This is a genomic window from Pseudomonas sp. FP1154 (assembly GCF_030687245.1).
GTDB lineage: Bacteria > Pseudomonadota > Gammaproteobacteria > Pseudomonadales > Pseudomonadaceae > Aquipseudomonas > Aquipseudomonas rhizophila.
This window is the reverse complement of the sequence record NZ_CP117465.1, coordinates 476,899-492,794: the sequence shown is the minus strand read 5'-3', so window position 1 is coordinate 492,794 and position 15,896 is coordinate 476,899. Positions and strand designations below refer to the sequence as shown.

Annotated in this window: 9 protein-coding genes and 1 pseudogene; 1 reads left to right on the top strand and 9 read right to left on the bottom strand. The window is 61.6% G+C overall.

The window, feature by feature from the left end:
- Positions 1 to 19 precede the first annotated feature (19 nt).
- The 9 genes and pseudogenes from gltB to PSH91_RS02175 form a co-directional block, all read right to left on the bottom strand.
- On the bottom strand, positions 20 to 4,468 hold the full coding sequence (gene gltB / locus PSH91_RS02215) for a glutamate synthase large subunit (RefSeq protein ID WP_047225961.1): 4,449 nt from the start codon (positions 4,466 to 4,468) through the stop codon (positions 20 to 22).
- Positions 4,469 to 4,817: 349 nt separating this feature from the next.
- Positions 4,818 to 6,380, bottom strand: a complete 1,563-nt coding sequence (locus tag PSH91_RS02210; protein WP_305467160.1) for an AAA family ATPase — start codon at positions 6,378 to 6,380, stop codon at positions 4,818 to 4,820.
- 10 nt (positions 6,381 to 6,390) lie between these two features.
- A complete protein-coding gene (aroB, locus tag PSH91_RS02205) occupies positions 6,391 to 7,491 on the bottom strand; it encodes a 3-dehydroquinate synthase (protein ID WP_047225963.1) in 1,101 nt (366 codons plus the stop codon).
- A 147-nt stretch (positions 7,492 to 7,638) separates the two neighbouring features.
- Complete coding sequence (aroK, locus tag PSH91_RS02200) at positions 7,639 to 8,157, bottom strand: shikimate kinase AroK (RefSeq protein ID WP_003196983.1); 519 nt, start codon at positions 8,155 to 8,157, stop codon at positions 7,639 to 7,641.
- A 4-nt stretch (positions 8,158 to 8,161) separates the two neighbouring features.
- Positions 8,162 to 10,234, bottom strand: coding sequence for a type IV pilus secretin PilQ (gene pilQ / locus PSH91_RS02195; protein WP_047225964.1), 2,073 nt, complete (start codon positions 10,232 to 10,234; stop codon positions 8,162 to 8,164).
- Positions 10,231 to 10,776, bottom strand: coding sequence for a pilus assembly protein PilP (locus PSH91_RS02190; protein WP_047225965.1), 546 nt, complete (start codon positions 10,774 to 10,776; stop codon positions 10,231 to 10,233). The genes pilQ and PSH91_RS02190 overlap by 4 nt, the downstream gene beginning before the upstream one ends.
- Complete coding sequence (gene pilO / locus PSH91_RS02185; RefSeq protein ID WP_047225966.1) at positions 10,773 to 11,396, bottom strand: type 4a pilus biogenesis protein PilO; 624 nt, start codon at positions 11,394 to 11,396, stop codon at positions 10,773 to 10,775. The genes PSH91_RS02190 and pilO overlap by 4 nt, the downstream gene beginning before the upstream one ends.
- Positions 11,393 to 11,963, bottom strand: a pseudogene (locus tag PSH91_RS02180) (PilN domain-containing protein). The gene pilO and the pseudogene PSH91_RS02180 overlap by 4 nt, the downstream one beginning before the upstream one ends.
- Positions 11,963 to 13,027, bottom strand: coding sequence for a pilus assembly protein PilM (locus PSH91_RS02175; protein WP_047225968.1), 1,065 nt, complete (start codon positions 13,025 to 13,027; stop codon positions 11,963 to 11,965). Before PSH91_RS02175 ends, PSH91_RS02180 begins: the two are co-directional and overlap by 1 nt.
- A 207-nt stretch (positions 13,028 to 13,234) precedes the next feature.
- Between PSH91_RS02175 and PSH91_RS02170 the strand changes: the two genes are divergently transcribed.
- The gene (locus tag PSH91_RS02170) at positions 13,235 to 15,679 is read left to right on the top strand and encodes a penicillin-binding protein 1A (protein WP_173407570.1); all 2,445 of its coding nucleotides are present in this window, start codon (positions 13,235 to 13,237) and stop codon (positions 15,677 to 15,679) included.
- Positions 15,680 to 15,896 lie beyond the last annotated feature (217 nt).

The following is a 15,896-nucleotide window of genomic DNA, read 5'->3' as shown; positions in this document are numbered from 1 at the left end:
CAAACTCTTCAGGCGCATATCACTGCGGGTTGGCACGGGTGCTGGAAAGCAACGATTTCAGGTTGGCAGCCTTGGGCTTGACCAGCCAGAAACGACGCAGATAGTCATCGAGGTTTTCGGCGAGTTCACGACCCCACTCGCTGTCGGTTTCCTCGACGTATTCGTCCAGCACGCGCTGCAAGTGGCTGCGGTAGGCTTCCATCGCCTCGCCGCTGATCCGCTGGATTTCCACCAGTTCGTGATTGACCCGGTCAACGAAGGTGTTGTCCTGGTCGAGCACGTAGGCGAAACCGCCGGTCATGCCAGAGCCGAAGTTGTAACCGGTCTTGCCCAGGACACAGACGAAACCACCGGTCATGTACTCGCAGCAATGATCACCGGTGCCTTCCACCACAGTGTGGGCCCCGGAATTACGCACGGCGAAACGCTCGCCCGCGGTGCCGGCGGCGAACAGCTTGCCGCCGGTAGCGCCGTACAGGCAGGTGTTGCCGATGATGGCACTGTCCTGAGTCTTGTAGACGCTGGCCTTGGGCGGAACGATGACCAGTTTGCCGCCGGTCATGCCCTTGCCCACGTAATCGTTGGCATCGCCTTCCAAGTACATATTCAGGCCACCGGCGTTCCAGACGCCGAAGCTCTGGCCTGCAGTGCCCTTGAAGCGGAAGGTGATCGGCGCCTTGGCCATTCCCTGGTTGCCGTGCTTGCGCGCGATTTCGCCGGAGATCCGCGCGCCGATGGAACGGTCGCAGTTGCAGATATCCAGGTCGAACTCGGCACCACTGAGGTCGTTGATCGCCGAAGCGGCCATGTCGACCATCTTCTCGGCCAACTCACCCTTGTCGAACGGCGGGTTGCGATCAACCTGGCAGAACTGTGGTTTGTCCGCCGGGATGAGATCGCTGCCCAGCAACGGCGTCAGGTCCAGGTGATGCTGCTTGGCGGTCTGGCCCTCGAGCACTTCCAGCAGGTCGGTACGGCCGATCAGCTCTTCGAGCGAGCGCACGCCCAGCTTCGCCAGCCACTCGCGGGTTTCCTCGGCGACGTAGGTGAAGAAGTTCACCACCATGTCGACGGTACCGATGTAGTGGTCCTTGCGCAGCTTTTCGTTCTGGGTCGCCACACCGGTAGCGCAGTTGTTCAGGTGGCAGATACGCAGGTACTTGCAACCCAGGGCGATCATCGGCGCGGTGCCGAAGCCGAAGCTCTCGGCGCCGAGGATGGCCGCCTTGATCACGTCCAGGCCGGTTTTCAGGCCGCCATCGGTCTGCACCCGGACCTTGCCGCGCAGGTCGTTGCCGCGCAGGGTCTGGTGGGTCTCGGCCAGGCCCAGTTCCCACGGCGCGCCGGCATATTTGATCGAGGTCAGCGGCGATGCGCCGGTGCCGCCGTCATAGCCGGAGATGGTGATCAGGTCGGCGTAGGCCTTGGCCACACCGGCGGCGATGGTGCCAACGCCGGCTTCTGCCACCAGCTTCACCGAGACCAGCGCCTTCGGGTTCACCTGCTTGAGGTCGAAGATCAGTTGCGACAAGTCTTCGATCGAATAGATGTCGTGATGCGGCGGCGGTGAGATCAGGGTCACGCCGGGTACTGCGTAACGCAGCTTGGCGATCAGGCCGTTGACCTTGCCGCCGGGCAGTTGGCCGCCTTCGCCGGGCTTGGCGCCCTGGGCAACCTTGATCTGCAGCACTTCAGCGTTGACCAGGTACTCCGGTGTCACACCGAAGCGGCCGGTGGCCACCTGCTTGATTTTCGAACTCTTGATAGTACCGTAGCGCGCCGGGTCTTCACCGCCTTCGCCGGAGTTGGAACGCGCGCCGAGGCGGTTCATGGCTTCAGCCAGGGCTTCATGAGCTTCCGGAGACAAGGCACCCAAGGAGATACCGGCGGAATCGAAGCGCTTGAGCACCGATTCCAGCGGCTCGATTTCGCTGATGTCCAGCGGCGTGTCCAGGGTCTTGACCTTTAGCAGGTCGCGAATCATCGACACCGGACGGTTGTCCACCAGCGAGGTGTATTCCTTGAACTTGCCGTAGTCGCCCTGCTGCACGGCGGCTTGCAAGGTGTTGACCACGTCCGGGTTATAGGCGTGGTATTCGCCACCGTGGACGAACTTCAGCAGGCCGCCTTGCTGGATCGGCTTGCGCGGGCTCCAGGCTTCGGCCGCCAGGGCTTTCTGTTCGGCTTCGATGTCGACGAAACGCGCACCCTTGATGCGGCTCGGCACGCCACGGAAGCTCAGCTCGCAGACTTCTTCGGACAGGCCGATGGCCTCGAACAGTTGCGCACCGCGGTACGAAGCGATGGTCGAGATCCCCATCTTCGAGAGGATCTTGAGCAGGCCCTTGGTGATGCCTTTGCGGTAGTTCTTGAACACCTCATAGAGGTCGCCCAGCACTTCACCGGTACGGATCAGGTCACCCAGCACTTCATAGGCCAGGAACGGATACACCGCCGAGGCACCGAAACCGATCAGCACCGCAAAGTGATGCGGATCGCGAGCGGTGGCGGTTTCCACCAGGATGTTGGAATCGCAACGCAGGCCTTTTTCGGTCAGGCGATGGTGCACCGCACCGGTGGCCAACGACGCGTGGATCGGCAACTTGCCCGGGGCGATGTGACGGTCGGTCAGCACGATCTGGGTGCGACCGGCGCGCGCGGCTTCTTCAGCCTGGTCGGCAACGTTGCGGATCGCCGCTTCAAGGCCGACGCTTTCGTCGTAGTTCAGGTCGATGACCTGACGCTGGAAACCCGGGCGGTCGAGGTTGGTCAGCGAGCGCCATTTGGCCGGGGAAATGACCGGCGAACTGAGGATCACACGCGAGGCGTGTTCCGGCGACTCCTGGAAGATGTTGCGCTCGGCACCGAGGCAGATTTCCAGGGACATCACGATCGCTTCGCGCAGCGGGTCGATCGGTGGGTTGGTCACCTGAGCGAACTGCTGGCGGAAATAGTCGTACGGCGTACGCACGCGCTGGGACAGCACGGCCATCGGCGTGTCGTCGCCCATGGAACCGACCGCTTCGTAGCCCTGCTCACCCAACGGACGCAGCACCTGGTCACGCTCTTCGAACGTCACCTGGTACATCTTCATGTACTGCTTGAGCTGATCGACGTCGTAAAAAGCCGAACCGTGATCGTTGTCCTCCATGGTCGCCTGAATGCGCAGGGCGTTCTTGCGCAGCCATTGCTTGTACGGATGACGGGACTTGAGACGGTTGTCGATGGCGTCGGTGTCGAGGATCTGGCCGGTTTCGGTGTCCACGGCGAAAATCTGGCCCGGGCCCACACGGCCCTTGGCGATGACGTCTTCGGGCTGGTAGTTCCAGACACCGATTTCCGAAGCCAGGGTGATGAACCCGTTGGTGGTGGTTACCCAGCGCGCCGGACGCAGACCGTTACGGTCGAGCAGGCACACGGCGTAGCGGCCGTCGGTCATGACGATACCGGCCGGGCCGTCCCACGGTTCCATGTGCATGGAGTTGTATTCGTAGAACGCACGCAGGTCCGGGTCCATGGTCTCGACGTTCTGCCAGGCCGGCGGCACCAGCATGCGCACGCCACGGAACAGGTCGATGCCGCCGGTGACCATCAGTTCCAGCATGTTGTCCATGCTCGAGGAGTCCGAGCCCACACGGTTGACCAGCGGGCCGAGCTCTTCCAGATCCGGCATCAGATCGTTGGCGAACTTGGTGCGACGGGCCAGCGCCCAGTTGCGGTTGCCGGTGATGGTGTTGATCTCGCCGTTGTGGGCGAGGAAGCGGAATGGCTGGGCCAGCGGCCATTTCGGCAGGGTGTTGGTGGAAAAGCGCTGGTGGAACACGCAGATCGCGGTTTTCAGGCGCTCGTCGCTCAGGTCCGGATAGAAGGCGGTCAGGTCCGCCGGCATCATCAGGCCTTTATAGATGATGGTCTTGTGGGAAAAGCTGCAGATGTAGTGATCGGTGTCGGCGGCGTTGGCCACGGACGAACGACGACGGGAGCTGAACAGCTTGATCGACATGTCCTGGTCGCTCAGGCCTTCGCCCGCGATGAACACTTGTTCGATCTGCGGCAGACGCTCAAGGGCCAGGCGGCCGAGGACGCTGGTGTCGATCGGCACCTTGCGCCAGCCCACCAATTGCAGGCCGGCGGCCAGGATCTCGCGGTTCATGTTTTCGCGAGCCGCTTGGGCCTTCACCGGGTCCTGATTGAAGAACACCATGCCCACCGCGTACTGCTTGGGCAGGGTCACGCCAAACGTTTCCTGGGCAATGGCACGCAGGAACTCGTCAGGCTTTTGAATCAGCAAGCCACAACCGTCACCGGTCTTGCCGTCGGCGTTGATCCCACCGCGGTGGGTCATGCAGGTCAGGGCCTCAATGGCCGTTTGTAAAAGGGTATGGCTGGGTTCGCCCTGCATATGAGCAATCAGGCCGAAACCGCAGTTATCCTTGAATTCATCTGGTTGGTACAGACCTGCTTTCATAGACACTTTCTCACCAGGCTGCCTCTTATCGAGGCAAATTTCTTTTCAATTCAGCCAGTTGCGTGCCGCGCCGAACGTACGCCAGCTTTGCGGGGGCAAAAGGGAGGTCATTGTACACACCGACACAAGGGCTCACAAATTTGACGACGAAACGTCGAAAATCCATGTCGCATTTGTGAAAGGTTTAAAGCTATACGCTGTGCTAGTCAAAACTTTTTTGGGTTCGACCGCTGCGACTCAAACGCTACTGTGACGCAGACACCACAAGGCGCGCGGCCTGAAAGGTCGCTCGCCCTTGCGGAAATTTTGAGGTGCCGGGAGAGGCGGCCTGGGTAAGGCCGCCGAATCTTCAGCGAGTTGCTGCCAGTTCCTGTTGGACGCTGGCGACAGTGCGAGGCCAAGGTTTACCAGCCTGAACCTTCGCTGGCAAGGCCTTGATGGCGGAAACGGCTGCATCACGGTTGGCGAAATTGCCGTAGGTGATGACATAAAGCGGTTTGCCGTTGAGCATTTTCTTGAAATAACGGTACTCGCCGCCCTGCTCCTTGACGAACTTTTGCGCAGACGCTTCGGAGCTGGTGCCGAGGATCTGTACCACGTAGCTGCCTGGAGCCTGACCGGCGTACCAGTTACCGCCAGCGGCCTGAGTGGCCGGCTTGGCGGCCGGGGCTGGAGCAGGTTTGGCGGTGGCCACCTGGGCGGGAGCCGGCGCAGGCTTGGCAGCCGGAGCGGGCGCCGGGGCTGGGGCTGGAGTTGGAGTTGGCGCCGGGCCAGCCGGCACACCCGCCGGTGGGGCGCTGGTGGTCACGGTTGGCGGCGTATCGCTGGTGTCATCGATCGGTGGTGGCGCGCCGTCATCACCCTCGGTGATACCGCCAGCGGCCTCAGCCAAGGGACTGCGCATGACCGGTTGCGACTGGCCGACCAGCGGCAGCGGCATCGGCTGAGTGTTACCGGCGAACTCCACCTCCGGAGCACCGCCATTGGGCTGCGCTGCGTCCTGGCCCAGAGGCAGTTGTGCCTGCTCGTTGGCGGGTGCGCCGGTGGTCGGCGCCTTGCTGCGACCCGGCATCAGCCAGGCGGCGGCGATCGCGACCACGACGACGGCGGAAATCGCCAATACGTGTTTCTTCGGCATGTTGAACCCCATACTTGGACGCTTTACCGCTGAGCGGCTGGCAATCATGACTTCGATGAGAGCATCGCGGGCCACCTGGTTAATATTTCCAGGCCAGCCATCGGAGCTTTCGTGAATCTCAGAGATCTGATCCGCGGTGAAAAGTTCGATGCCCCGACCGGCGCCTTCAAGGCGTTGGGCCAGGTATTCACGGGTTTCTTCTTCGGTGTAGGGCGCCAGCTCAATGACGTGGAAGCGCTCTTGCTCAAGATTCAGCTGCTCCAGATCGGCGATCAGCGACGACTCACCAAACAGGAAGACGTGGGGACGGCCTTCCGGCGCACCGGCAGCCAGAGCCAGCAAGGCTTCCAGGGCCGACTCGTCGAGTTGCTCGGCGTCGTCCACCAGCAGATAGACTTCCTGCCCGGTCAGCGCCAGTTGCACGATCTGATCCAGAATCGCACCGACTTCAGCCTGGGCGACATTCAGCGCCTGGGCCACCTGACGCAACACACCGGCTGCATCACCGGCGCCGCGGGCCGACACCACCACGCTTTGCACCGACTGTTTGTTGGTGCTGGCCACCAGGGCCTGGCGCAGCAAGGTCTTGCCGCTGCCTTGAGGGCCGGTGACCACCAGCAACAGCTGGCTGTAACGCGCCAGGTGATGCAACTGGCCCAGAACCGGTTTGCGTTGGGCGGGGAAAAACTTGAAGCCTGGAACCCGTGGCGCGAAAGGGTCATGACTCAACTGGAAATGGCCGAGGAAAGCCTCGTCGGCATGCAAACTAGTCATCGGAATCTTATTAACCTTTAAGCTGAGCCAGGGCGCGATAATCCGCTCCCAGCGTGGCCTGTAGAACCTCTTTCGGATAATCGTCGGTCACCACAGCTTCGCCCATGTGGCGCAGCAGCACCAGACGCAGGCGACCGTCGATCACTTTTTTGTCGATTGCCATGTGTTCGAGAAAATCGGCTTCGGTCATTTCTTCGGGCGGAATCACCGGCAACCCGGCGCGCTGGAACAGAGCAATACCGCGATCGCGCTCCTGTTCACTGATCCAGCCTAAACGCGCGGACATCTCCAGGGCCATGACCGTACCGGCCGCAACCGCTTCGCCATGGAGCCAGACACCATAGCCCATGTGGGTTTCGATGGCGTGGCCAAAGGTATGCCCCAGGTTGAGCGTGGCGCGCACGCCCGACTCGCGCTCATCGGCACCGACCACCGCAGCCTTGGCCGCACAGGAACGTTCGATAGCGTAGGTCAGCGCAGCCTGATCCAGCGCACGCAGGCGGTCGACGTTTTCTTCCAGCCAGCCCAGGAACGGTTCGTCGCAGATCAGCCCGTACTTGATGACTTCAGCCAGCCCCGCAGACAGCTCGCGGGCGGGCAATGTATTGAGAGTCGCGGTGTCGATCAGCACCACGTTGGGCTGGTAGAAAGCACCCACCATGTTTTTGCCCAGCGGATGGTTGATCCCGGTCTTGCCGCCCACCGACGAGTCCACCTGGGACAACAGGGTCGTGGGGATCTGGATGAAATCAACACCGCGCTGATAGCAAGCGGCGGCGAAACCGGCCATGTCGCCGATCACGCCGCCGCCCAAGGCCACCACCGTGGTGCGGCGGTCATGCCGCGCGGTCAGCAGGCCATCGAAAATAAGCTGCAGGGTTTCCCAATTCTTGAAGGCTTCGCCGTCAGGCAGCACCACGGAAATGACCGAGAAAGCCGACAGGCTGCGGGTCAGACGCTCCAGATACAAAGGTGCGACGGTTTCGTTGGAGATAATCGCCACTTGCCGTCCGGCGATATGCGGCGCCAGCAAGTCGGGCCGGTCCAGCAAACCTTCGCCAATGTGAATCGGGTAGCTGCGCTCGCCCAGGTCGACCTTAAGTGTCTGCATGTGTCCCCACAGTGAAGATGGAATCAGGCGTCCTGCCTGCAATTAACGAAAGTCCACGGTGCCTGTTGTGATGTCAATCGATGGCCATCGGCCACGTCCCGGCGGGCCATGACGGGACGCCGAGGATAGCGCATTTCCCGCGACGCATTAACGGGGTGGCAGTTGCTGCAGGCGATCAAGAATGTCCAGCACCACCATCCGCGGCGGCCGCTCGTCGGTTTCCACCACCAGATCAGCAATCTCCCGGTACAGCGGATCACGCAGCTCCAGCAGGTCGCGCAAGGTCTTGGCCGGGTCGGCGGTGCGCAACAGCGGACGGTTACGATCCCGGGCGGTGCGACCCACCTGCTGCTCGACGGAGGCGTGCAGATAGACCACTCGTCCGCCGGCATGCAATGCCCGACGATTGGCCTCGCGCATCACCGCGCCGCCACCGGTGGCCAGTACCACGCCGTCGAACGCGCACAGTTCGGCGATCATCGCCTGCTCACGGTCACGAAAGCCGGGCTCGCCTTCCTTATCGAAGATCCATGGGATATTGGCACCCGTGCGCAATTCAATTTCCTTGTCGGAATCTTTGAATGGCAGGCGCAGCTCTTTGGCCAGCAAACGGCCGATGGTGCTTTTTCCAGCGCCCATCGGCCCAACAAGAATCAAATTTCGCACAGAATCAACGACTCACAGCAATCGCCTGGTTATTCATGATACGCGGAGTGAGGAACACCAGCAGCTCGGATTTTTGCTCCGAAACCACATCACGCCGGAAAAGGCGGCCAAGATACGGCACATCGCCAAGAAATGGCACCTTATCTACGACCTTGCTCTGAGTATTTGAGAAAACCCCGCCAATCACAATGGTCTCGCCGTCATTGACCAGCACCTTGGCGTTGACTTCGTTTTTCTTGATTGGCGGCACATCATTCACCTTGTTCAGGTAATCCGGCTCATCCTTGGTGACCTTGACCTCCATGATGATGCGGTTGTCCGGGGTGATCTGCGGGGTCACCTCCAGAGACAGCGAGGCCTCCTTGAACGACACCGAGGTGGCACCACTGGAACTGGCTTCCTGATAGGGAATCTCCGTGCCCTTGAGGATTTTTGCCGTCTCTTTGTCGGACGTCACCACCTTGGGCTGAGAGACGATTTCCCCGTTGCCGGTTTTCTCCATGGCCGTCAATTCCAGGTCCAGCAGTACATTGTCGGTGATGAAGGCGATGCCGATGCCGGAGGTATTGCCCGACGCGCCCAGATCGACAAACGGCTGGTTGGTGCTGGTGCTGCCAGGCGTGCCGATGGTGGTGGAGTCGCCGGTGGTGACCCCTGAAGTGTTCCAGTTGCCTTTGTTCTGGATCGATCCACCCCAGCGCACGCCCAGGCTCTTGTCGTAGTCAACGTTGGCCTCGACAATCCGCGCCTCGATCATCACCTGGCGCACCGGGATATCCAGCTGCGCCACGATCCGGCGCAGTTCGTCGAGCCGGTCCTGGGTCTGGTAGGCAATGATGTTGTTGGTTCGCTCATCGACCGTGATCGTACCGCGCTCATCGGCCTTGGCTTCGGCGCTGGTCACCGACTGGAACAGCTTGGCGATGTCCGCAGCCTTCGCATAGTTGACCTGCAACAGCTCACGCCGTAGCGGCGCCAGGTCGGCAATCTGCTTCTGGGATTCGAGTTCCTGGCGCTCACGGGCCGCGATTTCGTCGGCGGGAGCGACCAGCAGCACATTGCCGACCTTGCGCTTGTCCAGCCCTTTGGTCTTGAGCACCAGGTCCAGCGCCTGGTCCCAAGGCACATTTTGCAGGCGCAGGGTAATGCCGCCCTGCACCGTGTCACTGGCCACCAGGTTGAGGTTGGTGAAATCGGCAATCAGTTGCAGGACCGAGCGCACCTCGATGTCCTGAAAGTTGAGGGACAGCTTTTCACCGCTGTAGGCCTCGCGACTGGCATCGCGTTTTTGCAGATCCTCGACTGTCATGGGTCGGACACTGACGGTCAGTTTGTTGTCCGTCTGGTAGGTGGAGTAATCGAAAGTACCGCTGGGTTCGATGCTGATGGTGGCCCGGTCGGCGCCGGCACTGGCATTGACGAACTGCACCGGGGTGGCGAAGTCCTTGACGTCCAGGCGCACGCGCAGCGGTTCGGGTAACCGGGTCTTGGCGAAGTTGAGGATGATCTTGCCTTCACGCTCCTGGATGTCCGGGGCGATCGAGGGGTCCGACAGATCGATCACCACGTTGCCTTCGCCCTGGGTGCCGCGCTGGAAATCTACCCCTCGGATCGCCTTGCCCACCGGCGCACTGGCTCTGGTGGGCACCGCGCTGGGAGCCGCCGGGCGTGGCGCCTGGGCAGTAGCGCTGGCAACCGCTCCCTTGCCGACCACCACGAGCAGGCTGTTGCCCTCCACCCGCGCGGTATAGGGCGCAAGCTGGGTAAGGCCAATGATCAGACGGGTACGATCAGCCGCCTCGACCACCGTGGCGCTTCGCGCATTGCCAGCACCAAGATCATGTCTCTTGTGGGCCAACTGGCTGGTCACCCCCGGCAGATCCAGAGCGATCCGGGCCGGCTGCTCGGTCGTGTAGCCCCGAGGCGCAGGGGGCGGCCCGTCGAAGGTGAGTTTCAACTCGATGCGGTCCCCCGGCAGCGCCGCGACATCCAGCGTTTTCAGATTGACCGCATGAACCATCGGCGACAACAGCGCTATCCATAGCGAAATACCGAGGGCTGAAAAAAACCTGTTCATTGTTCGAGTTCCACTATTGAGTGCTCTTTCAGAGGAATGGTCCGTGGCCGTTCCAGCCAGGCGCCCTCGCCATCAGGAACGATTTCGACCACCTCGACCTGGGTGGCGCTAATGCCGACGATCCGCCCGTCGTTGCGTCCCAGATAGTCACCGACCTTGAGCCGGTGCACCCCGCCCGCGCCGCGCAGGAGCGCGAAGGAGCCGCTGACGTTGGAAATCGTCCCGACCATTTCAAACTGCTCGATGTTGAAGCCTTCCAGGTATTGCTTGACCCGAGTCGGGTCGGGCCGGACGTTGCGTGCACCCTTCTGGCGGCCGGCCTGATCCACCCTGACCTGCCGTGAAAACGGGCTGCGCAGGTCGGCGGCGCTGTAAGTGAAGGTTTCGTAAGGCCTGAACGTCGGCGTTGGCTCGATCTTGCCGGGCGGGCGCAGCCGCACTTCGTTCATGTAGGCGTCCAGGTCGCCGAAGCCGTTATCGTTGTTGCAGCCCGTCAGCACGACCAGCCCCGCCAGCAGGATAATGCGCCAAGCCGGCTTCATGGCTGCACCTCCTGCTCGTTGTACCGGTAGGTCTTGGCCTGGATGCTCATGCGCAGTTTCGCTCCTGCGTCGGGCTCCATCGGGGCGATGTCGAAATCGTGCAGCGTGACGATCCGTGGCAGTCCGGCAACGCCGCTGACGAAGGTTGCCAGGTCATGATAGTCGCCGGTCACCGTAATCTGGATCGGCAGTTCGATGTAAAACGGCTGGGTGACCTCCGGTAACAGCTTGATCTCCTCGAACTCCAGACCACTGCCCAGACCGGTACGGGTGATGTCCTCCAGCAGGCCTGGCACTTCGGTGTCACTGGGCAATTGCCGCAACAGCACGCCGAAGGAGGCTTCCATCTGCTTCATCTGTTCGGTGTAGCGCTCCAGGTTCGCGGCCATGTGAGCTTTGCCCGCAAACTGTGCCTTGAGGGTGTTTTCTTCTCCGCGCACTTGCTGCAGTTGGTTCTCCAGGTCACTCAAGGCAAAGTTGTAGCCCAACCCCAGCACCAGGATGACCAGCAGGATGCCGCTCAACCATTTGACCGGCATCGGCCAGGAGCCAATGTTGTTGGTATCCAGCTCACTGATGTCGATCTTGCGCAGCGCTTCGAACCACTCTCCCGGCTTCATTGGGCGTCCTCGACAATGGCCGGACGGGTCTGGCGAACCGTCAGCTGGAAGACGTTGGCCTGATCGAGCTGACCGGCCGTGGTGGCCTTGACTTCCGTCAGGCTGGGCGCATCGAACAGGTCCGATGAGTCCAGGTTACGCATCAGGTCCGAGACCCGGTTGTTCGATTCCGCCGCGCCCTTGATGGAGAGGGTCTTGTCTTCCATCTTCACTTCGGTGAAATACACCCCGTCAGGCAGGGTGCGCGCCAGTTGATCGAAGATGCGCCCGCTCACCGGCCGGTTACCCTGCAAGTCCTGAATGATGCGCATGCGCTCCAGCAGTTGCTGGCGGCGGGCCTTGAGTTCGCTGATCTGCTTGATGCGCTCGTCCAGCACGGCTATCTGCTCGCTGATATGACTGTTGCGAGCCATCTGGTGGTCAATGGCACTGTCCAGGTAGCGGACCGCAATCAGCGTCAGGCCCACCGCACCGACCAATGCGCCCACCAATGCCAGCAAAAAGCGTTTGCGACGCTCCTCCCTCACGCAGCTCCTCTCGCCAGGGAAGAAGGTTGATCCGCGCCATCAGTCGAAGCTCCTGAGGGCCAGCCCGCAGGCAATCATCAAGGCCGGTGCGTCACTGGCCAGGGCACCGGCGTTGACCTTGCTGCCCAGGGCCATGTTGGAAAACGGGTTGGCCACCTGGGTCGGCGTGCCCAGGCGCTGTTCGATCAGCCGGTCCAGGCCCGCGACCGAGGCGGTGCCTCCAGCCAAGAGGATGTGGTCCACCGCACTGTACTGGCCCGAGGCGAAGAAAAACTGCAAGGACCTCGATACCTGTTGCACCAGGGCCTCGCGAAAAGGTTGCAGGACCTCACCGAGGTAATCGTCCGGCAGGCCACCCTGCTTCTTTGCCTGCCCGGCCTGCTCGGGTGACAGGCCGTAGCGGCGCTGGATTTCCTCGGTGAGCTGGCGACCGCCGAACAATTGTTCGCGGGTATAGATGATGCGCCCGTTATGCAGCACGCTCAGGGTGGTCATGGTGGCGCCGATGTCGATCACCGCCACCGTCAGCCGCTCCTGGGACGCGGCCAGTTGCGTGGCAAGCAGCCCGAAGGCGCGCTCCAGCGCGTAGGCCTCCACATCGACCACCTTGGCCGTGAGCCCGGCGAGCGCCAGCGCAGCCTCGCGAACTTCGACGTTTTCCTTGCGACAGGCGGCCAACAGCACCTCGACCCGCTCGGCGCTGCGCGGTGAAACGCCCAGGACTTCGAAGTCGATGGCCACCTCGTCCAGCGGATAAGGAATGTATTGATCGGCTTCGATCTTGAGCTGGTTTTCCATGTCGTCGTCGGAAAGTCCGGCGTCCATCTCGATGGTCTTGGTGATCACCGCCGACCCCGCTACAGCCACCGCCACGTTACGCAAGGGTGTTCTGGCCTTGGCGAGCACCCGTGACAATGCCTGGCCCACGCCCTCGAGCTCGGCGATGTTCTTTTCGACCACGGCGTTGGCCGGCAACGGCTCGACCGCGTAAGACTCGACACGGTAGCGGTCACCCTGGCGGCTCAACTCGAGCAGCTTCACCGACGTGGAACTGATGTCTATCCCCAAAAGCGTATGGGCTTTTTTATTGAAGAGTCGTAGCACTACCAATTCCCTATGACTATCCGTGAGTTACGGACTCTCTAATATGCGTTGCGTTCAATCACTCCGGCCCGACGGACGTCCGGGTGGCGTTACCGACGAAAAAAAATGCTTATAATGCCCAGCGTTTTTTTTCGCTTTGTTGCAAGCACGGGTCCTTCCCTGCACCTGGCGCCTTTTCATTCTTTGCCTGGATATCCAAAAGCCTTGATTCGTCTGCTGAAATTTTTCGGATGGTCCATCCTCGCCGTTTTCTGCGGACTGCTCCTGGGTCTGAGCGGTGCGTTTCTTTACCTTAGTCCGGGATTGCCGTCCGTGGAGGCGCTGAGAAGTATTCAGTTGCAGATTCCATTGCGGGTGTACAGCAGCGACGACAAGTTGATCGCAGAGTTTGGCGAAATGCGCCGCACGCCGATCCGTTTCGCCGACATTCCCCCCAATTTCATCAATGCGTTACTAAGTGCTGAAGACGACAACTTCGCCAATCACTACGGCGTCGATCCGGGCAGCCTGATGCGGGCGGCTAGCCAGCTGATCAAAAGCGGCCATATCCAGTCCGGTGGCAGCACCATCACCATGCAGGTGGCGAAAAACTTCTTCCTGACCAGTGAGCGCAGCTTCTCGCGCAAGACCACCGAGATCCTCCTGGCCCTGCAAATCGAGCGACAGCTGACCAAGGACGAGATCCTGGAGCTGTACGTCAACAAGATCTACCTGGGCAACCGCGCCTACGGTATCGAGGCGGCGGCGCAGGTGTATTACGGCAAGTCGATTCGTGATGTGAGCCTGGCGCAAATGGCGATGATCGCCGGCCTGCCCAAGGCACCGTCGCGCTTCAATCCACTGGCCAACCCGGCGCGCAGCAAGGAACGTCGCGACTGGATCCTGGGGCGCATGTACAAGCTGGGCAAGATCAGCGAGGCCGAATACACCGCAGCGATCAATGAGCCTCTGAACGCCAGCTACCACGTGCCGACCCCCGAGGTGAACGCGCCGTACATCGCCGAAATGGCCCGTGCCGAGATGGTTGGGCGTTATGGCAGCGACGCCTACACCGAGGGTTTCCGCGTGGTCACCACGGTGCCGAGCAATCTGCAGGAGATGGCCAACACCGCGCTGCACGAGGGTCTGATCACCTACGATCAGCGCCACGGCTACCGCGGGCCTGAATCGCGCCTGCCAGGCAAGACCAAAGAAGCCTGGGCCGAGGAATTGACCAAGCAGCGCACCATCAGCAGCCTGGAACCGGCGATCGTCACCCAGGTGGACAAGGACGGCATCATGGTGCTGACCCGCAATGGCGAGCTGGAAGAGCACGTGAGCTGGGAGACCATGAAATGGGCCCGCCCATTCCTCAACACCAACAGCATGGGCGCCAACCCCCGACAACCGTCGGACGTCGCCCAGGTGGGTGATCTGATCCGGGTACAGCGCCAGCCGGACAACACCCTCAAGTTCAGCCAGATCCCGGCCGCCCAAGGCGCCCTGGTGTCGCTTGACCCGCAGGACGGCGCCATCCGGTCGCTGGTCGGTGGCTTCGCCTTCGAGCAGAGCAATTACAATCGCGCGATGCAGGCCAAGCGCCAGCCGGGTTCAAGCTTCAAACCGTTCGTGTACAGCGCCGCCCTGGATAACGGCTACACCGCCGCCAGCCTGGTGAACGACGCACCGATCGTGTTTGTCGACGAATACCTGGACAAGGTCTGGCGCCCGAAGAACGACACCAATACCTTCCTGGGTCCGATCCGCATGCGCGAAGCGCTGTACAAGTCGCGTAACCTGGTATCGATCCGTTTGCTGCAGGCGCTGGGTGTGGACCGTACCATCGACTACATCAGCAAGTTCGGCTTCAACAAGCAGGACTTGCCGCGCAACCTGTCCCTGGCCCTGGGCACCGCAACCCTGACCCCGATGGAAATCGCCACGGGCTGGAGCACGTTCGCCAATGGCGGATACAAAGTCACCCCGTACCTCATCGACAAGATCGAAAGCCGCAACGGCGACACGTTGTTCCTCGCCAACCCACCACGGGTGCCTTCAGGCGAACAGGCCAGCGACGGCGTCGCCGCACCGGCCAGCGAGACGTTCACGGTAGAGGCAACACCAGGTGAAGCCACGACAGCGCCAGCCGTGCCGCAAGCGCCGGTCATCGCCGAGCGCATCATCGATGGCCGCACCACCTACATTCTCAACAGCATGCTGCAGGACGTGATCAAGCTCGGCACCGGCCGCCGCGCCCTGGCCCTGGGCCGTACCGACCTGGCCGGCAAGACCGGCACCACGAACGAATCCAAGGACGCCTGGTTCTCGGGCTACAACGGCGATTACGTCACCACCGTCTGGACCGGGTTCGACCAGCCTGAAAGCCTCGGTCGGCGCGAATACGGCGGCACCGTGGCGCTGCCGATCTGGATGAGTTACATGGGCGCTGCCCTCAAGGACAAACCGCCACACACCCAACCGGAACCCGAAGGCATCCTCAGCCTGCGGGTTGACCCGGTCAGCGGCCGAGCAGCCACCCCAGGCACTCCGGGAGCGTACTTCGAGCTGTTCAAGAGCGAAGACACCCCACCGTCAGTCAACGAGCTGGGCAACGGCGTAGCGCCAGGCAGCCCGCTACCGGCGGATGAGGCGGCGCCGATCGATTTGTTCTGATCGGGCCTCTTGCAAAAAGCCCCGCCTTCGAAAGAAGCGCGGGGCTTTTTTCAGGCCCTCAAATTACACACTCCCCTGTAGGAGCCGAGCTTGCTCGCGATGGCGGCAGGTCAGCTTGCATCCATGCTGAATACCAGACTGCAATCGCGAGCAAGCTCGGCTCCCACAGGATTTGCGGTGGTCACACAAAATCGGCAGGTACAAAAAAGCCCCGACT